This is a genomic window from Pseudomonas sp. AK106 (assembly GCF_053903055.1).
The window spans coordinates 3426348-3445982 of record NZ_CP096426.1; the positions used below are offsets into that span (position 1 = coordinate 3426348).

A 19635-nucleotide genomic window follows, 5' to 3' on the forward strand; every position below is an offset into this window, starting at 1 on the left:
TTTTTTGTGGCCGGTTAAAATGCATTGGCTCGGACCTGATTTCGCAGGACCGGCTTTGGCCGGGAACACATCGGGCGTCACGCCACAGGATTGCTAGTGCCCAGACCGGCCCCTTCCCGGCTGAAGCCGGTCCTACGAGAGCACCGCGTGCATTCCGTGGAACCGGGGTTCGGTGTCACACCGAGAACGATGCAACCATGCCGTTAAGATCGGTCGCCAGTCGCGACAGCTCGTGGCTGGCCGCGCTGGTCTGGTTGGCGCCTGCCGAGCTTTGCAGCGAGATGTCGCGAATGTTGGTGAGATTGCGGTCAACCTCGCGTGCAACCTGTGCCTGCTGCTCCGACGCGCTGGCGATGACTTCGTTCCGCTCGGTAATCAGGGTGATCGCCGCCGCGATGTCATCCAGCGCCACCCCGGCGGACTGCGCAAGCTCCAGCGTAGTCTGCGCGCGGCTGTTGCTGCCTTGCATGGCGGCCACGGCCTGATCGGTGCCCTGGCGGATGTCGCCCACCAACTGTTCGATCTCCTGCGTCGATGACTGCGTCCGGTGCGCCAGTGCGCGCACCTCATCCGCCACCACGGCAAAGCCGCGTCCCGCCTCCCCTGCCCGCGCTGCTTCAATCGCGGCGTTCAACGCCAGGAGATTGGTCTGCTCGGCAACCGAGCGAATCACGTCCAGCACCTTGCTGATGCCATACACCTTCTGCGCCAGGGTCTGCATCTGCTCGCCCGCGTCGGTCACGTCTTCGGCCAGATGGGCAATGGACGCTACGGTCTGCTGGACCTGCTGACGACCGCGCTGGGCAACCCGGTCAGACTCTCCGGACGCTTCGGACGTGGCCACCGCATTGCGCGCCACTTCCTCGACCGCCGCAGTCATCTCGTTGACCGCCGTCGCCGCCTGATCGATTTCCAGGCTCTGCTGATGCAGGCCCCGGGTGGCGTCTTCGGTGACGGTGCTCAGCTCTTCCGAGGCCGACGCCAGTTGGTTCGAGGAATCGGCAATGCGCATGATCGTGCTGCGCAAATTCTGTTGCATGGTCTTGAGCGCCTCCAACAACCGGGCGGGTTCATCACGGCCCTCCACGACGATCTGCGCAGTGAGATCACCCGCTGCAACCACCTGAGCAATGCCCAACGCCTGGGCGATCGGCCTGACGATGCTGCGGGTCAATCCCCACGCCAGCAGTAGAGTGATGAACGCCGTCAGCAGCATCATGCCAATGACCCACGCAAACGCACTGGAGAATACCGCCCGAGCCAGATGGCTCGCCTGCCCTGCACCTTCCTTGTTCAGCGCCGTCAGATCGGTCAGCGCAAGGGTCATCTTGTCGGCGAACTGGTTCATTTCGCCGTTGACCAGTTGCATCGCGTCTTCCACCTGACTGGCAGCGGACAGCGCCATGACCTGGTTCTGGCGCTGGAAATAAGCCTGTTGAGCGGCTGCGAACGTTTCGTACAACTCACGCTCGCGGGGAGTTCCGATCAAGGCGGCGTAGTGTTGCTGGGTGGTCTGCAGTCCCGCCTTGAGCTGATCGAGCTTGCCGGTGTTGTCACGCAGCGCATCCGGGCTGCGGTTGAGCATCAGGCGCAGCGTCAGGGTGCGAATCCGCATCAGGTCCTGGCCCATGGTGCCAAGCTCCATGACGCTGGGCAGCCACTTGTTTTCGACCTCGTCCGACTGCTTGCGCATGCTCGACATCTGTAGCAATGCGAAGGCCCCAAGACCGAATACCAACAAAGCGAGCACGCCAAAACCGAGGGCGGCCCTGGGTGCGATATTCATGTTTCTCACGGTCATACTTGGTCCCTTCCCAAGACGTTGCTCTGAAGAGAGCAGTTGCCCGTGATGTCGGCTCACAGATGACGCTCTGTAGGACAACCCCCTAAGCACTTCGTAATAATTCATTACGGAGCGTGCTACACCACGGTTAAAGCCAACTGCGCGGGTGATCTATATCCTGTGTGCCATGTCCCGAGAGAACGCCATCATGCTGACCATCATTCCCCGCGCTGAAGACGTCGAAGGCCAACCGATCCTGCGTCCCCTCCCCGCTGCGCGATGCCGGAGCGTGGGGCCTTTTGTGTTTTTCGACCACATGCTGGAGACTGCCTACGCGCCCGGCACCGGCATGGACATCCGTCAGCACCCGCACATCGGCCTCTCGACACTGACCTACTTGTTCGAAGGCGAGATCCGACACAAGGACAGCCTCGGCAGTGATCAGCACGTCAGACCCGGCGAGGTCAGCTGGATGACCGCCGGCAGCGCCATCGCCCACATCGAGCGCACGCCCGAAGCGCTGCACGCCAGCGGCTCGCGACTGCATGGCCTGCAAGTCTGGCTGGCGTCGCCCAAGTCCCATGAGCAAGGGGCCGGACATTACAGCCATCACCCCGCCCACACACTGCCGGTCAGCGACGGCATGGGCATTCGTATCCGCCTGATTGCCGGCGAAGGGTTTTGCCTGAAGTCGCCTGTGCCGGTGCTGTCGCCCACCCTTTACGCCGAACTGAACCTGCAGACCGCGACAACGCTGCGAATCCCGGCCGAGCACGAGGAGCGCGCCCTGTACGTGATCGAAGGTGAGCTGCTGCTGGACGCCGAGCCGGTGCAGCCGCGCAGCCTGGTGGTGCTGGATGCAGGGAGCGAGCCGACGCTGTGTGCGGAAAGCGAATGCCACGCTGTACTGATTGGCGGTGCGCCCCTGGATGGGCCGAGAAGGATGAACTGGAATTTCGTCGCCAGCGATCCGGCACTGATTGAACAGGCCAGGGCGAAATGGGCGGCCGGGGACTGGCCGACCGTGCCGGAGGAAGTAGAGCGGATTGAATTGCCGGTGGGCAGCAGGCCGAAGCGCTGATTGGCCGCGGCCTGCCCGGACTCTGTGGGAGTGACCGGAGGGGCACTCTCACAACAGTTAAAACATCACATTAGCCTGCGAACACTTCGTCCAGCAGGTTGTGCATCGAGGTAAACGCACGCTTCGAGACGATAGGGTTGTACATCTGCACGCCCGGGTTGTTGGCGTGCGGGTCGGTGAAGGAATGGAACGCGCCGCCGTAGCTCAGCAGTTGCCAGTCGACATTGGCAGCGTTCATTTCAGCTTCAAACGCCGGCAGTTGCTCCTTCGGCACCAGAGGGTCGGACGCGCCGTGCATCACCAGCACCTTGCCCTTGATGTTGTTGGCGTCAGCCGGGTTCGGGGTGTCGAGGGTGCCATGGAAGGACACCGCTGCCTTCAACGATGCACCGGTGCGCGCCAGTTCCAGCGCGCAGCAACCGCCGAAGCAGAAGCCAAACGCCGCCAGCCGGGACGTGTCGACGGTGGCAATGGTCTGCGCGGTCAGTTGATCCAGTGCAGCCTTCATGCGCGTGTTCAACAGCACGCGATCATTTTTCAACGGCATCATGGCAGCCGCCGCTTCATCGCCATTGGACGGGCGCACCTGCTGGCCATACAGGTCCGCCAGCAACACTACATAGCCCTTCGCCGCCACGTCTTTGGCAATCTGCTCGGCATCTGTGCTGACACCCATCCAGTTAGGCGCCATCACCAGACCCGGTAAGGCCTGACCGCCTTCGGTGAAGGCCAGACGACTCTCGTAGCTCACGCCATCGATCTCATACACGATGGACTGCACGGTCACATTGCTCATAGCGAACTCCTGCTGATAAGGATGGAGGGAGATTAAATGACAAAACCCGCCGAAGCGGGTTCTGCCGTGACGCTGATGTTAAACCGAGAGCTCAACCAACAACTTGTTCAGGCGGCGCACGTAGGCCGCCGGATCCTTCAAGCTGTCGCCGGCCGCCAGCGCAGCCTGGTCGAACAGGATGTGCGACAGATCACCGAAGCGGTCTTCATTCTGCTCGTTGTCCAGCTTGCCGATCAGCGGGTGCGACGGGTTGAATTCGAAGATCGGCTTGGAGTCCGGCACCTTCTGACCGCTGGCTTCCAGAATCTGACGCATCTGCAGACCCAGGTCCTGCTCGCCAATCGCCAGAATCGCCGGCGAATCGGTCAGACGGTGGGAAACCCGCACTTCGCTGACGGCCTCACCCAGCGCCGTTTTCAGGCGCTCGATCAGGCCTTCCTTGTCCTTGGCGACTTCTTCCTGGGCTTTCTTGTCCTCTTCGGAATCAAGCTTGCCCAGATCCAGGTCACCGCGTGCCACGTCGACAAAGCCCTTGCCGTCGAAGTCGCTCAGGTAGCTCATGAGCCACTCGTCGATGCGGTCGGTCAGCAGCAGCACTTCAATGCCTTTCTTGCGGAAGACTTCGAGGTGCGGGCTGTTCTTGACCTGGGCGTAGCTTTCGCCGGTGAGGAAGTAGATCTTGTCCTGACCTTCCTTGGCGCGCGACAGGTAGTCGGTCAACGACACGATTTGCTCGCCGCTGTCATCGGAGGTCGATGCGAAGCGCAACAGGCCGGCGATTTTTTCTTTGTTGGCGAAGTCTTCGGCCGGCCCTTCTTTCAGCACCTGACCGAAGTTTTTCCAGAAGCCTTTGTATTCTTCCGGCTGGTTTTTCGCCAGCTTCTCCAGCATGTCCAGCACACGCTTGGTCAGCGCGGACTTCATCGAATCGATGATCGGATCTTTCTGCAGGATTTCACGGGACACGTTCAGGGACAGGTCGTTGGAATCGACCACGCCCTTGATGAAGCGCAGGTACAGCGGCAGGAACGATTCCGCCTGGTCCATGACAAATACGCGCTGCACGTACAGCTTCAGGCCGCGCGGTGCTTCGCGCTGGTACAGATCGAACGGCGCGCGGGCCGGCACGTACAACAGCGAGCTGTATTCCAGCTTGCCTTCAACCTTGTTGTGGCTCCAGCTCAGCGGGTTCTCGAAATCGTGGGCGATGTGCTTGTAGAACTCCTGGTATTCCTCGTCCTTGACCTCAGTACGCGGACGGGTCCACAGGGCGCTGGCACGGTTGACGGTTTCCCACTCTTCAACAGGCTCGGCTTCGCCTTCGACCGACGCCTGTTCTTTCGGCAGCTGGATCGGCAGGGCGATGTGGTCGGAGTACTTTTTGATGATGTTGCGCAGACGGAAGCCGTCAGCGAACTCGTCTTCGGCGCTCTTGAGGTGCAGCACGATGCGCGTACCGCGATCGGCTTTCTCGATCGTGGCGACTTCGAACTCGCCCTCGCCTTTCGACGACCAGTGCACACCTTCGCTGGCGGACAGGCCGGCGCGACGGGTGAACACTTCGACTTGATCGGCAACGATGAACGCGGAGTAGAAGCCGACACCGAACTGGCCGATCAGGTGGGAATCTTTCTTCTGATCACCGGACAGGTTCTTCATGAAGTCGGCGGTGCCGGACTTCGCGATGGTGCCCAGATGCGTGATGACATCTTCGCGGCTCATGCCGATGCCATTGTCTTCCAGGGTAACGGTCTTGGCATCCTTGTCGTAGCTGACACGAATCTTCAGCTCGGCGCCGCCTTCCAGCAGCTCAGGCTTGGACAGTGCCTCGAAGCGCAGCTTGTCCACCGCGTCAGACGCGTTGGAAATCAGCTCGCGAAGGAAAATTTCCTTGTTCGAGTACAGCGAATGGATCATGAGGTGCAGCAGCTGCTTCACCTCGGTCTGGAAGCCCAGGGTTTCCTTTTGAGTTTCCACACTCATGGTCATCAAACTCCAATCAGTCCACACAAATAGGGGGAGCTGCTCGAAACGCCCAAGGCGGCTCGGAGCAGCGCGTTGTCATCAAGGTGGGGGCTGGGGAGACGATTTCAAGGGACAGGCGTGCGGTCAGTGCAGAATCTTCACCCTCTGAAAATCTTCGGGCCGCCGATCTCATGGCTGAGGACGGCGCACAAACGATCACAGTCTCTCTTCGGCTCAGTGATTACGTCGCCGGGACGCTTATGTATTTATCCCGACGGAACATGGAACTAACCTAATAACCGAGTGCTCGAAGGCACGTTGATGACCAATAAGGAGAAACACCCCATGCGTAAATCTTTAGCTATTGCCCTGATGCTTTCTGCCACTCTGGGCCTCGCCGCCTGTGACAAAAAATCCGAAGATAAACAGCAAGATGCAAACAAGGCTGCCGAGCAGTCGCAAGAATCGATGCAAAAAGCGCAAGACAAAGTGAACGACGCTGCCAAAGAAAGTCAGGAAGCCGCTCAAAAGAACGCTGAAGCCGCTCAAGAGCGCGCTAAAGAAGCGAACCAGGCAGCACCTGCAACTAAGCAGTAAGTTTCCAGAGTTTCAAAAAACAAAGCCCGCATTAAGCGGGCTTTGTTTTTTCTATCAAATGATCAGCTCTGCTTCAGAGTGATCGGCGCATCGCTTTCACGGCGCGCCAACCTCCCCCCCTCAGGCCAGTGCCTCGCTGCGCTTGCCGAGCATGCGGTCCACGACGAACGCGACGAACAGCGTGATCAGCGACGGGATCAGCCATGCCAGGCCTTGCTCGCTCAAGGGCAGATGAGCCAGCGCATCCGGCAGGTACACACCCAGCGCAGAGCCCTTCACCGCATCCACCGCACCGATCAGGAACGCCACCAGCATGACCGGCGCCACGATCCGCCCCTGCTCGTGCCAGAAATCCTTGCAGAAGCTCAACGCCACCAGTGCAATGCACGGCGGGTAGATCGCGGTCAGCACCGGAATCGAGAACTGGATCAGCTTGGTCAGGCCCAGGTTGGACACCAGCAGGGAAAACACTGCCAGCAGAATCACTAGCGTCTTGTAAGACAGGGGCAGCACGCGGCTGAAGTATTCGGCGCAGGCGCAGGTCAGGCCGACGGCGGTCACCAGACACGCCAGCGAGATCAGCACGGCAAGGAAGCTGCTGCCCAACGTGCCGAAGGTGTGTTGGACGTAGGCATGCAACACAGCGGCGCCATTGGTTGCCCCGGCAGCGATGGCGTGGCTGTCGGAACCCAGACGGAACAGGCTGATGTACACCAGTGCCAGTCCCACACCGGCGATCAGGCCGGCGATGATGGCGTAGCGGGTGATCAACCGAGGCGACTCGACACCGCGGGAGCGAATCGCGTTGACGATGACGATGCCGAAAACCAGCGCGCCCAAGGTGTCCATGGTCAGGTAGCCGTTGATGAAGCCTTGGGAGAACGGCGCGGCGACGTAGGCAGGTTCGGCAATACCGACGTCACCCGCCGGCAGGACAAACGCGGCGATGCCGAGGATGGCCAAAGCAATGATTTTCAGTGGCGCCAGGAAACGGCCGACGGTGTCGAGCAAACGACCCGGATAAAGCGAAATCCAGAACACCAGCACGAAATAAACCAGGCTGTAGAGAAACAGCGCGAGCGGACTTTCACCGGTTAAGGGCGCCAGGCCGACTTCAAACGACACCGTCGCCGTGCGCGGCGTGGCGAACAATGGACCCACGGACAGGTAGCAGACGGCGGCGAGGATGGTTCCGGCGACCTTGCCGATTGGACTGCTCAAGGCGTCCATTGCGCCGCCTACCTTGGCGAGTGCGATCACGGTGACCACCGGAAGGCCGACCGCCGTGACCAGAAAGCCCAACGCGGCCATCCATACATTGGGGCCAGCCTGGAGGCCTACGATCGGAGGGAAGATGATATTGCCAGCGCCCACGAACAGCGCAAACGTCATGAAACCCAGTGCCAGAATGTCCTGGCCTTTCAACACTTTCATTGAGGAAACCACACTGCTGAATCGGAATTAAGAAGAGGATTTCCCTGAGGGTGGGGGAAATGCTGCCCGCCCTTTTAAGACAGACCCTGAGCGCGCCGCCGCTCCTTGTGGGAGCCGACTGCACAAAACGGCGGCTAGCCTACCCTATTTGGCGCACCGATACAGGGCGGTGCGACCGCTGAACGCACGTTCGTGTCGCATATCAGAAATGTCTTACAGGATCAGGGCCTTCCCGCCGGCGCAAATCGAAACGCCAGAAACACAAAAGCCACCCGAAGGTGGCTTTTGTTGATCAGGCAGTGAGACGAGGGCGATTAAGCCTTCTTCACTTCCCAACCGGTCAGCTCAGCCAGGGCTTTGCCGATGTCTGCCAGCGAACGCACGGTTTTCACGCCTGCGTCTTGCAGCGCAGCGAATTTCTCGTCTGCAGTGCCTTTGCCGCCGGAGATGATCGCGCCCGCATGGCCCATGCGCTTGCCCGGAGGAGCAGTCACACCCGCGATGTAGGAAACGACTGGCTTGGTCACGTGTGCCTTGATGTAGGCAGCCGCTTCTTCTTCAGCCGAACCGCCGATCTCGCCGATCATGACGATCGCTTCGGTCTTCGGGTCTTCCTGGAACAGCTTCAGGATGTCGATGAAGTTCGAACCCGGGATCGGATCACCACCGATGCCGACGCACGTCGACTGACCGAAACCGGCGTCAGTGGTCTGCTTCACAGCTTCGTAAGTCAGGGTGCCGGAACGCGACACGATCCCGACTTTGCCTGGCAAGTGAATGTGACCTGGCATGATGCCGATCTTGCACTCGCCCGGGGTGATGACGCCTGGGCAGTTAGGGCCGATCAGGACCACACCCAGTTCGTCGCACTTGACCTTGGCTTCGAGCATGTCGATGGTCGGGATGCCTTCGGTGATGCAGACGATCAGCTTGATGCCGCCGAACGCTGCTTCAAGGATGGAATCCTTGCAGAACGGAGCCGGAACGTAGATGACCGAAGCGGTTGCGCCGGTTTTTTCTACTGCTTCGGACACCGTGTTGAACACTGGCAGGTTCAGGTGCGTGGTGCCGCCCTTGCCTGGGGTCACGCCGCCAACCATTTTGGTGCCGTAGGCAATGGCTTGCTCGGAGTGGAAGGTACCCTGGGAGCCGGTGAAGCCCTGGCAGATAACCTTGGTGTCTTTATTGATCAGGACGCTCATTATTTGCCCTCCGCAGCTTTGACGACTTGTTGAGCAGCGTCGGTCAGGCTGGTAGCTGCGATGATGTTCAAGCCGCTTTCTGCCAGTACTTTAGCGCCCAGCTCAGCGTTGTTGCCTTCAAGGCGAACAACAACCGGGATTTTCACGCCGACTTCTTTCACCGCGCCAATGATGCCTTCGGCAATCATGTCGCAACGGACGATGCCGCCGAAGATGTTGACCAGTACTGCAGCGACGTTGGTGTCGGACAGGATGATCTTGAACGCTTCGGTAACGCGTTCTTTGGTTGCGCCGCCGCCTACGTCGAGGAAGTTGGCTGGCTTGCCGCCGTGCAGGTTGACGATGTCCATGGTACCCATGGCCAGACCGGCACCGTTGACCATGCAGCCGATGTTGCCTTCCAGTGCCACGTAGTTCAGTTCGAACTTGGCAGCGTGGGCTTCACGTGGGTCGTCTTGCGACGGGTCGTGGAAAGCCTTCAGCTTCGGCTGACGGTACATGGCGTTGGCGTCGATGTTGATCTTGGCGTCGAGGCAATGCAGATCGCCGTCAGCCTTGATCACCAGCGGGTTCACTTCCAGCAGGGCCAGGTCGTGGTCCTGGAACAGCTTGGCCAGACCGGTGAAGATCTTGGCGAACTGAGTGACCTGCTTGCCTTCCAGACCCAGCTGGAAGGCCAGATCGCGACCCTGGAATGGCTGAGCGCCAACCAGTGGATCGATGGTCGCTTTGAGAATCTTCTCAGGCGTGTCGTGAGCGATTTTCTCGATGTCCACGCCACCTTCGGTGGACGCCATGAACACGATACGGCGGCTCGAACGATCGACTACAGCGCCCAGGTACAGCTCTTTGGCGATGTCAGTGCACGATTCAACCAGGATCTTGGTGACCGGCTGACCGTTGGCATCAGTCTGGTAAGTGACCAGACGCTTGCCCAACCACTGTTGAGCGAACGCAGCGGCGTCTTCCTTGCTGCGAACCAGCTTGACGCCGCCCGCTTTACCGCGACCGCCTGCGTGAACCTGGGCTTTGACGACCCACTCGGTTCCGCCGATCTTGTCGCACGCTTCTGCTGCTGCTTCCGGGGTGTCTACTGCATAGCCCTTGGATACTGGCAGGCCGTATTCAGCAAACAGCTGCTTACCCTGATACTCGTGAAGATTCATGCTTATTACCGTCTTCGTTAGGTACTGCGCATTCGGTGCTGCTCGTCAAAGCGTGCCGCACCACCTGTGACCGCTTCTCCCGGATAACGCAGATCAGGCGTGAAGCCTGCCTGTGCTGCCGGGAGTTCGAGTCCAACGATCCTTCCGCGGTAAGCCCTGCGAGCAGGGCCTGCGACGGGCGGATCGTCGTGGTTATTTTCAGCGTTTTTTCTTGTTCTGGATGTGGATGGCGCCGCCATTCACTGCCAGTGCCGCTTCGTGCAGCGCTTCGGACAGCGTCGGGTGGGAGAAGACCATCATGCCGATGTCTTCGGCACTGGTGCCGAACTCCATACCGATCGCGCCCTGCTGTACCAGCTCTGCAGCGCCAGGACCAATGACGTGCACACCCAGTACACGGTCGGTCTTGGCATCAGCGATGACCTTGACGAAACCGCCGGTGTCATTCGCTGCCATTGCACGGCCGCTCGCCGCGAACGGGAACTGACCGACGTTGACTTCCACGCCTTCGGCCTTGAGCGTCTGCTCGGTCTTGCCGACCCACGCGATTTCCGGGTGGGTATAGATAACCGACGGGATCAGGTCGTAGTTCATCTGGGTCTTGTGACCCTTGATGCGCTCGACGACCATGATGCCTTCTTCGGACGCTTTGTGCGCCAGCATCAGACCACGAACCACGTCACCAATGGCGTATACGCCAGGAACGCTGGTCTCGCACTGCTCGTTGACGAAGATGAAACCGCGCTCGTCGATGTCGACGCCGCTGTCGGCAGCCAGCAGCTCGGTGGTCACCGGGCGACGGCCAACGGCCACGATCACGCGGTCGAAGGTGATGTTCTGCTCGCCGTCCTTGTCGGTGTAGGTCACGACAACTTCATCGCCATTGACCTTGGAACCGGTAACGCGAGCGCCCAGCTTGATGTCCAGACCCTGCTTGTTGAACGTCTTCTGCGCTTCCTTGGCAACGGCTTCGTCAGCGGCAGGCAGGAATTTCTCCAGCGCTTCGAGAACTGTCACTTTGGCACCCAGGCGAGCCCAGACCGAACCCAGTTCCAGACCGATAACGCCGGCGCCGATGACGCACAGGCGCTCAGGCACTGCCGGGAATTCCAGGGCGCCTGTCGAATCGACGATGGTGACCTGATTGACCGGAGCCGGCGGAATGTCGATCGGACGCGAACCGGACGCCAGAATGATGTTTTCGGCTTCGATGACTTCGGTGGTGCCGTCAGGCTTGGTCAGCTCGACTTTCTTGCCGGCCAGCAGTTTGCCGTGGCCCTGCAGGGAAGTGACGCCGTTGGCCTTGAACAGGCTGGCAACGCCGCCGGTCAGGCCTTTGACGATCTGTGCCTTGCGACCAATCATGGCAGCAATGTCCATCTTCAGGTCGCTGAGCGAGATACCGTGAACACCGAACTGATTCTTGGCTTCGTAGAATTTCCAGGAGCTGTCCAACAGCGCCTTGGAGGGGATGCAGCCCACGTTCAGACAGGTACCGCCGAGGGCCAGCTTGCCCTCTTTATCCTGGTACTTCTCGATGCAGGCAGTCGCGAGACCGAGTTGCGCGGCCTTGATAGCGGCCACATAGCCGCCAGGGCCAGCGCCAATCACTACCACGTCGAATTTTTGGGACATAGAAAAGAGTTCCTCTTTAGCTGCGAGCTTTAAGCCACAAGCTGCAAGCTGATCCGTGATGCTTTACAGACGAGTTGCAGCCTGTTCATTAGGATGTTGCGACGACCCAAGCGTCGGCGCCAGGCTGCTGTAACTTGCAGCTTGACGCTTGCGGCTTGCAGCTGTCCTTGAATCAGATGTCCAGCAACAGACGCGCCGGGTCTTCCAGCAGGTTCTTGATGGTCACCAGGAACGTCACGGCTTCTTTACCGTCGATCAGGCGGTGATCGTAGGACAGCGCCAGATACATCATCGGACGGATCACGACCTGGCCGTTGATCGCCATAGGACGCTGCAGAATGTTGTGCATGCCCAGAATGGCCGCTTGCGGCGGATTGACGATAGGGGTCGACATCATCGAACCGAAAGTACCACCGTTGGTGATGGTGAAGGTACCGCCAGTCATCTCGTCGATGGACAGTTTGCCGTCACGGGCTTTCTTGCCGAAGGTAGCGATACCGCCTTCGATTTCAGCCAGGCTCATCTGCTCGGCGTTGCGCAGCACCGGAACCACCAGACCGCGATCGCTCGACACGGCAACGCCGACGTCGGCATAACCGTGATAAACGATGTCAGTGCCGTCGATCGAGGCGTTGACGGCCGGGTAGCGTTTCAGCGCTTCGGTCGCGGCCTTGACGAAGAACGACATGAAGCCCAGGCGTACGCCGTTATGGGACTTCTCGAACAGGTCCTTGTACTTCGAACGCAGGGCCATGACTTCGGTCATGTCGACTTCGTTGAAGGTGGTCAGCATCGCCATGTTCGACTGAGCTTCAACCAGACGCTCTGCCACCTTGGCGCGCAGACGGGTCATCGGCACGCGCTTCTCGGTGCGGTCGCCCACGGCAGCCACAGGCGCGGCGGCAGCGGCAGCGGCAGCAGGCTTGGCGGCAGGTGCAGCGGCCGGAGCGGATTTCTTCGCTTCGATGGCAGCAACAACGTCTTCCTTGGTCACGCGGCCGTCTTTGCCTGTGCCTTTGACGCTGGACAGGTTGATGCCGTTTTCTTCGGCCAGCTTGCGGGCAGCCGGAGCGCCGATGGCGTCTTCGTCACCGGAAGCGGCGGCAGGTGCAGCAGCAGCCTGGGCAGGCGCAGCAGCCGGAGCCGATGCAGCAGCGGCTGGAGCGGCAGCGGCAGCGGCAGCGGCTGGAGCGGCAGCGGCAGCGGCAGCGGCTGGGGCAGCGGCAGCACCGCCCTCTTCGATCGATCCCAGTAGCTGGTTCGACAGGACAGTAGCGCCCTCTTCGGCAACGATTGCGCCCAGTACGCCGTCAGCTTCGGCCAGTACTTCCAGCACAACCTTGTCGGTTTCGATATCAACGATAAGGTCATCACGCTTGACGGCGTCGCCCGGTTTTTTGTGCCAGGTGGCAACGGTGCCGTCGGCAACGGATTCCGGGAAAGAGGGGGCTTTGATCTCAATAGCCATTATCTGTAATTCCTTTAATTCGGTTTCTAGTGCGCGAAGGCGTTAAACGGAGAACGCGTCTTTCAGCAGTTTTTCCTGCTGTTCGGCGTGCATCGAAGCGTATCCACAAGCAGGGGCAGCGGAGGCATCACGGCCGGCATACTCGAGAACGAGGTTGCGGTTGTGATTGCCGATGCTGCGGCGCAAGTGGTGCTGACTGCTGTACCAGGCGCCCTGGTTCATCGGTTCTTCCTGACACCAGACCACGTTGGTCAGGTTGGTATACGACGCGATAGCGTCCATCAGGTCGTCTTCCGGGAACGGATAGAGCTGCTCGAGACGCACGATGGCGATGTCTTCGCGGCCTTCGGCACGGCGCTTTTCCAGCAGGTCGTAGTAGACCTTGCCGCTGCACAGCACCAGACGCGTCACTTTCGCGGCATTGAGGGTGTCGATTTCCGGGATGACCGTCTGGAACGAGCCATGGGCCAGATCTTCCAGGGTCGACACGGCCAGCTTGTGGCGCAGCAACGACTTCGGCGTCAACACGATCAGCGGCTTGCGCAGCGGACGGATCACCTGACGGCGCAGCAGATGGTAGATCTGAGCCGGGGTGGTCGGTACGCAGACCTGGATGTTGTGCTCGGCGCACAATTGCAGGTAACGCTCAAGACGTGCCGATGAGTGCTCCGGGCCCTGCCCTTCGTAGCCATGGGGCAACAGCATGGTCAGGCCGCACAGACGGCCCCATTTGTGCTCGCCGCTGGTGATGAACTGGTCGATCACGACCTGTGCACCGTTGGCAAAGTCACCGAACTGGGCTTCCCAGATCACCAGCGCATTGGGCTGAGTGGTTGAGTAACCGTATTCGAACGCCAGCACAGCTTCTTCCGACAGGAAAGAGTCGTACAGGTCAAAGCGAGGCTGACCGGCGTACAGGTTCTGCAAAGGCACGTAGGTCGCGCCGTCTTTCTGGTTGTGCAGCACGGCGTGGCGGTGCGAGAACGTACCGCGACCAACGTCCTGCCCGGTGATGCGAACCTGATGCCCTTCGAACGCCAGCGTGGCGTAGGCCATGGTTTCGGCGTAACCCCAGTTGATCGGAAGGCCACCGACTTGCATCTTCTGGCGGTCTTCGTAGATTTTCTGGACCTGACGCTGAACCACGAAACCTTCCGGCACTTCCATCAGCTTGGCCGACAGTTCCTGCAGGGTCTTGAGGTCGAAACTGGTGTCGTGACGTGCTGTCCACGCGTGACCCAGGTACGGACGCCAATCAACGAACAATTCCTTGTTCGGCTCTTTGACCAGGCTTTTGACAACGTGCATGCCGTTGTCCAGCGCGTTGCGGTACTCGTCGACCTTGGCCTGAGCGGCTTCGGCGTTGAGGATGCCGGCGGTGGCCAGTGCATCGGCATACAGCTCACGGGTGGTGCGCTGTTTGGCGATCTGCTGGTACATCAGCGGCTGGGTGCCACTCGGCTCATCGGCTTCGTTGTGACCGCGACGACGGTAGCAGACCAGATCGATGACCACGTCACGCTTGAACTGCATGCGGTAGTCGATCGCCAGCTGGGTCACGAACAACACGGCTTCCGGATCATCGCCATTCACATGGAGGATCGGCGCCTGAATCATCTTGGCAACGTCGGTCGCGTACTCGGTGGAACGCGAGTCTTCCTGCTTGCTGATGGTGAAGCCGACCTGGTTGTTGATCACGATGTGGATCGTGCCACCGGTCTTGAAGCCGCGGGTCTGCGACATCTGGAAAGTTTCCAGCACCACACCCTGACCTGCGAACGCCGCGTCACCGTGAATCGAGATCGGCAGCACTTTCTCGCCAGTGGCGTCGTTGCGACGGTCCTGACGGGCACGCACCGAACCTTCAACCACAGGGGAAACGATTTCCAGGTGGGACGGGTTGAACGCCATCGCCAGGTGGACTTCGCCGCCGGTGGTCATCACGTTGGACGAGAAGCCCTGGTGATATTTGACGTCACCGGAGCCTAGCTCGACCTTCTTCTTGCCTTCGAACTCGTCGAACAGGTCGCGCGGGTTCTTGCCGAAGGTGTTGACCAGCACGTTGAGACGGCCACGGTGGGCCATGCCGATGACAACTTCCTTGGTGCCGTAGGAACCGGAGCGCTGAATCAGCTCGTCGAGCATCGGAATCAGGCTTTCGCCGCCTTCCAGACCGAAACGCTTGGTGCCCGGGTATTTGGTGCCCAGGTACTTCTCCAAACCCTCGCCCGCCGTCACACGCTCGAGCAGATGGCTCTTGATGTCGGCGGAATAGGCAGGACGGCCACGCACGCTTTCGAGGCGCTGCATGAACCAGTTGCGCTGGTTGGAATCGACGATGTGCGTGAACTCGGCGCCGATGGTGCGGCAATATGTCTGCTGCAACGCTTCGACGATTTCGCGTAGGCTCGCTTCTTCTTTGCCGATGAACAGGTCGCCGGCACGGAATGTGGTATCGAGGTCAGCGTTGGTCAAACCGTAATGGTTGATCGACAGGTCAGCTGGCGCAGTACGCTTCCACAGACCCAGAGGATCGAGTTGCGCACCCTGATGGCCGCGCATACGGAATGCCTGGATAAGTCGCAGCACTTCAACTTGCTTCTTTTCATGCTCGCTGCTCACGCTGCCGGCAGAGACCGGTTGGGCGCGGCGCTGGTTTTTCCCCAGCAACACAAAATGATCGCGAACCGTAGAGTGCGATACATCGGTGGCAGTGCTGCCGTCAGCCGGCAACGTCTGAAAATAGGTGCGCCACTCTTCTGGCACAGCGTTAGGGTCGTGCAGGTAGAGCTCATAGAGCTCTTCCACATAGGCAGCGTTACCACCGGAAAGGTGGGCGCTGTTCCACATGCGCTGCATCACGCTTTCTTGCATGCTTGGTCACCCTCGATTAGGGGACACCATCGGCGTCGATGCCAGCGCAAACTTGAAAAGTCCATGTGCAGCGACTTCAAGTCACTAGGGATCACGCAGATAGTCCGGGTACCAGCCCGGATGCCCCTGCTGGTTTCATTTCTTCAAAATAAGAGCTGAAGCCCTGCGACAACTGCTCAGGTTAAAACTACGGCGCCGGTTGAAGCCTGCGCCGCAGCGTTTACGGGTGCTGCAGTAGCGGGTGCTGCGGTGTTACAGATGCGGCAAACTCAGACACCGCTTTTGAGCAGCATGTTGCGCACGTGACCGATAGCCTTGGTTGGGTTCAGGCCTTTCGGGCAAACGTTGACGCAGTTCATGATGCCGCGGCAGCGGAAAACACTGAACGGATCGTCCATCGACGCCAGACGCTCTTGGGTCCGGGTGTCGCGGCTGTCAGCCAGGAAACGATAGGCTTGCAGGATCGCGGCAGGCCCCAGGAACTTGTCGGGGTTCCACCAGAAGGACGGGCAGGACGTCGAGCAGCAAGCGCACAGGATGCACTCGTACAGGCCGTCGAGTTTTTCCCGCTCTTCCGGGCTCTGCAGGCGCTCGATGGACGGAGCCGGCGTGTCGTTCTGCAGGAATGGCTTCACCTTCTCGTACTGCTTGTAGAAGATGCTCATGTCGACGGCGAGGTCGCGGATGACCGGCAGGCCAGGCAGTGGGCGAACCACCAGCTTGTTGCCCTTGACCACAGCCGACAGCGGCGTGATGCAGGCCAGGCCGTTCTTGCCGTTGATGTTCATGCCGTCGGAACCGCACACGCCTTCGCGGCACGAACGACGGTACGAGAAGCCTTCGTCCTGCTCTTTGATCAGAGCCAGCACATCCAGGACCATCAGGTCTTTGCCACCGGTGTCGACCTGGAAATCCTGCATGAACGGCGCGGCGTCCTGATCAGGGTTGTAGCGATAAACACTGACTTGCAACATGGCGGTCACCCTTAATAAGTCCGAATCTTAGGCTCAAAAGTCGGAACAGTTTTTGGCGAGAAGTTCACGGCACGCTTGGCTACGCGCTTGTCACCCGGGAAGTACAGGGTGTGACACAGCCAGTTCTCGTCGTCGCGATCTTCGAAGTCTTCACGGGCGTGAGCGCCACGGGACTCCTTGCGATGCTCTGCGGCGATCGCCGTTGCTTCAGCGACTTCCAGCAGGTTCTGCAGCTCCAGCGCTTCGATCCGGGCAGTGTTGAATGCCTGGCTCTTGTCGTTGATCTTGACGTTGGCGATGCGCGTGCGCAGGTCAGCCAGCTGGGCGATACCCTTCTGCATGTATTCGCCGGTACGGAACACACCGAAGTAGTTCTGCATGCAGCTTTGCAGCTCTTTGCGCAGGGTAGCGACGTCTTCGCCATCGGTGCGCGAGTTCAGGCCATTGAGGCGAGCCAGCGCAACGTCGATGTCGGTTTCGGAAGCGCGACGGTAGTCGACGCCTTCGTTGAGTGCCTGCTCCAGGTGCAGACCGGCAGCACGGCCGAACACCACCAGATCGAGCAGCGAGTTGCCGCCCAGACGGTTGGCACCGTGAACCGATACGCACGCCACTTCACCCACCGCGAACAGGCCCGGGATGATGGTGTCGACGCCAGCGGCGTCCTGGGTGATCGCCTGACCATGAATGTTGGTGGCAACGCCGCCCATCATGTAGTGGCAGGTCGGCACGACAGGGATTGGCGCAACGGCCGGATCGACGTGTGCGAAGGTCTTGGACAGTTCCATGATCCCTGGCAGACGGCTGTGCAGCACTTCCTCACCGAGGTGATCGAGCTTGAGCATCACGTGGTCGCCGTCAGGACCGCAACCGTTGCCGGCGATGATCTCTTTAACCATCGAGCGAGCCACAACGTCACGACCGGCAAGGTCCTTGGCGTTTGGCGCGTAGCGCTCCATGAAACGCTCGCCGTGCTTGTTGATCAGGTAACCGCCTTCACCACGGCAGCCTTCTGTGACCAGTACACCTGCGCCGGCGATGCCGGTCGGGTGGAACTGCCACATTTCGATGTCCTGAACCGGAACACCGGCACGCAGCGCCATGCCCACGCCGTCGCCGGTGTTGATCAGGGCGTTGGTGGTGGAGGAGTAGATACGGCCAGCACCGCCAGTGGCCAGTACAGTCGCGTCAGCGCGAATGTAGGAGGTTTCACCGGTTTCGATGCAGATGGCAATGATGCCGACGAACGCGCCGTCCTGGTTCTTCACCAGGTCAACGGCGTAGTACTCGTTGAGGAATACAGTGCCGGCCTTCAGGTTGGCCTGATACAGGGTGTGCAGCAGTGCGTGACCGGTACGGTCGGCAGCAGCACAGGTACGTGCAGCCTGACCGCCCTTGCCGAAGTCTTTCGACTGGCCGCCGAACGGACGCTGATAGATTCGGCCCTGCTCGGTACGGGAAAACGGCAGACCCATGTGCTCGAGCTCGAACACGGCTTCCGGGCCCACGGAACACATGTATTCGATAGCGTCCTGGTCACCGATGTAGTCGGAGCCCTTGACGGTATCGTACATGTGCCAGCGCCAGTCATCGTTCGGATCAGCCGAAGCGATGGCGCAGGTGATGCCACCCTGTGCGGAAACGGTGTGGGAGCGAGTCGGGAAAACCTTGGTGACTACAGCGGTCTTGTGGCCGCCCTGAGCCAGCTGCAATGCGGCACGCATGCCCGCACCGCCGCCGCCAATGATAATGGCGTCGAATGAAAGCGTATTAATGTTAGCCATGAATCAGATACCCCAAAGAATCTGCACACCCCAGACGAAGTAAGCGAACATCGCAATGCCGCACACCGCCTGAAAAAGGAAACGCACCACTGTCGCGGAGTTGCCCAGCGCCATCGGCGTCAGGTAATCGGTCGCGATGGTCCACATGCCAACCCAGGCGTGAGCCGCCAGGGCAACAAGGGCCAACAGGCTGAAGATGCGCATTGCGTTATGGGAGAACAGCGCGTGCCACGTGGCGAAATCGAGGCCAGGGTGCGCGATCAGGTACCCGATCAGGAAAATGAAATAAGCCGCGAGTACGACGGCGGAGACGCGTTGCGCCATCCAGTCATACAGGCCCGAACGAGAAAGGTTAGTGACGTTGGTTACCATATCCACACTCCTGCCAGAACGATCACCACCACAGACACGGCGATAACAATTTGAGAGCCCCGCTTGCCGCCTTCCAGCGTCTCGCCGATGCCCGTGTCCATGATCAGATGACGGACGCCCGCCACCAGGTGATAAAGCAGTGCGGACAGAAGAGCCCAGATCACGAACTTGGCCAGCGGACTGGTCAGTCCCGCTTTCACCGACGCGAAGCCTTCCTCGGAGTCGAGCGACAGGTCCAATGCATAAAGCATGATGGCAATGCCGACGAAGAGGATGACACCGGAAATACGGTGAAGGATGGACGTGTAAGCAGTGATAGGGAGTTTGATGGTCCTTAGGTCTAGGTTTACAGGTCGTTGGCTTTTCACGGCTTTTTTTCACACTGAAGAGCCCTAACACTCAGGGCAAGTTGTTGGGAAGTGTACTGGTCAGGTACCCACTACCCAGGAAGTGACCAACCCCGTTGAATCAGGCCTGAAAGCCCCTGGCGGTCGGACGCCGAGT

Annotated in this window: 15 protein-coding genes and 1 pseudogene; 2 read left to right on the forward strand and 14 right to left on the reverse strand. The window is 59.9% G+C overall.

Annotated elements, in window-relative coordinates; all coding sequences use genetic code 11:
- Positions 1-175 precede the first annotated feature (175 nt).
- Both M1E04_RS15185 and M1E04_RS15190 read right to left on the reverse strand, forming a co-directional pair.
- Positions 176-1039: a methyl-accepting chemotaxis protein gene (locus tag M1E04_RS15185; RefSeq protein WP_456293203.1), complete on the reverse strand. Its 864-nt coding sequence runs from the start codon at positions 1037-1039 to the stop codon at positions 176-178.
- Positions 1034-1909: pseudogene (locus M1E04_RS15190) on the reverse strand (MCP four helix bundle domain-containing protein); the annotation flags it as partial. The pseudogene M1E04_RS15190 and the gene M1E04_RS15185, both read right to left, overlap by 6 nt.
- Before the next feature lie 82 nt (positions 1910-1991).
- Here M1E04_RS15190 and M1E04_RS15195 point away from each other — a divergent pair.
- The gene (locus M1E04_RS15195) at positions 1992-2864 is read left to right on the forward strand and encodes a pirin family protein (protein WP_456291625.1); all 873 of its coding nucleotides are present in this window, start codon (positions 1992-1994) and stop codon (positions 2862-2864) included.
- Positions 2865-2934: 70 nt separating this feature from the next.
- Here the strand turns inward: M1E04_RS15195 and M1E04_RS15200 are convergent, their stop codons facing one another.
- A complete protein-coding gene (locus tag M1E04_RS15200; RefSeq protein WP_456291626.1) occupies positions 2935-3660 on the reverse strand; it encodes a dienelactone hydrolase family protein in 726 nt (241 codons plus the stop codon).
- A gap of 78 nt (positions 3661-3738) precedes the next feature.
- Positions 3739-5643, reverse strand: coding sequence for a molecular chaperone HtpG (htpG, locus tag M1E04_RS15205; protein WP_456291627.1), 1905 nt, complete (start codon positions 5641-5643; stop codon positions 3739-3741).
- A 327-nt stretch (positions 5644-5970) separates the two neighbouring features.
- On the opposite strand from htpG, the gene M1E04_RS15210 reads away from it, so the two are divergent.
- Entirely contained in the window at positions 5971-6222 is a 252-nt protein-coding gene (locus M1E04_RS15210; RefSeq protein ID WP_065986299.1) for a hypothetical protein, read from the forward strand.
- Between the two features lie 120 nt (positions 6223-6342).
- Here the strand turns inward: M1E04_RS15210 and brnQ are convergent, their stop codons facing one another.
- The 10 genes from brnQ to sdhC all read right to left on the reverse strand — a co-directional run bounded on the left by brnQ (position 6343) and on the right by sdhC (position 19499).
- Complete coding sequence (brnQ, locus tag M1E04_RS15215; protein WP_065986298.1) at positions 6343-7656, reverse strand: branched-chain amino acid transport system II carrier protein; 1314 nt, start codon at positions 7654-7656, stop codon at positions 6343-6345.
- Between the two features lie 314 nt (positions 7657-7970).
- Entirely contained in the window at positions 7971-8858 is an 888-nt protein-coding gene (gene sucD, locus M1E04_RS15220; RefSeq protein ID WP_037009399.1) for a succinate--CoA ligase subunit alpha, read from the reverse strand.
- Positions 8858-10024, reverse strand: a complete 1167-nt coding sequence (gene sucC, locus M1E04_RS15225; protein ID WP_004882574.1) for an ADP-forming succinate--CoA ligase subunit beta — start codon at positions 10022-10024, stop codon at positions 8858-8860. Before sucC ends, sucD begins: the two co-directional genes overlap by 1 nt.
- Before the next feature lie 198 nt (positions 10025-10222).
- Complete coding sequence (gene lpdA / locus M1E04_RS15230; RefSeq protein ID WP_456291628.1) at positions 10223-11659, reverse strand: dihydrolipoyl dehydrogenase; 1437 nt, start codon at positions 11657-11659, stop codon at positions 10223-10225.
- A 172-nt stretch (positions 11660-11831) separates the two neighbouring features.
- Positions 11832-13127 (reverse strand): 2-oxoglutarate dehydrogenase complex dihydrolipoyllysine-residue succinyltransferase, encoded by a 1296-nt coding sequence (gene odhB / locus M1E04_RS15235; RefSeq protein WP_456291629.1) that lies wholly within the window; start codon positions 13125-13127, stop codon positions 11832-11834.
- Positions 13128-13169: 42 nt separating this feature from the next.
- Complete coding sequence (locus M1E04_RS15240) at positions 13170-16001, reverse strand: 2-oxoglutarate dehydrogenase E1 component (RefSeq protein ID WP_296306315.1); 2832 nt, start codon at positions 15999-16001, stop codon at positions 13170-13172.
- A gap of 269 nt (positions 16002-16270) precedes the next feature.
- On the reverse strand, positions 16271-16975 hold the full coding sequence (locus M1E04_RS15245; RefSeq protein WP_065986294.1) for a succinate dehydrogenase iron-sulfur subunit: 705 nt from the start codon (positions 16973-16975) through the stop codon (positions 16271-16273).
- Positions 16976-16986: 11 nt separating this feature from the next.
- On the reverse strand, positions 16987-18759 hold the full coding sequence (gene sdhA / locus M1E04_RS15250) for a succinate dehydrogenase flavoprotein subunit (RefSeq protein WP_065986293.1): 1773 nt from the start codon (positions 18757-18759) through the stop codon (positions 16987-16989).
- Positions 18760-18762: 3 nt separating this feature from the next.
- Positions 18763-19131 carry a succinate dehydrogenase, hydrophobic membrane anchor protein gene (gene sdhD / locus M1E04_RS15255; RefSeq protein WP_065986292.1) on the reverse strand — a complete coding sequence of 123 codons (369 nt, stop codon included), beginning with the start codon at positions 19129-19131 and terminating at the stop codon, positions 18763-18765.
- Positions 19125-19499, reverse strand: coding sequence for a succinate dehydrogenase, cytochrome b556 subunit (sdhC, locus tag M1E04_RS15260; RefSeq protein ID WP_065986291.1), 375 nt, complete (start codon positions 19497-19499; stop codon positions 19125-19127). Before sdhC ends, sdhD begins: the two co-directional genes overlap by 7 nt.
- Between the last annotated feature and the right edge of the window lie 136 nt (positions 19500-19635).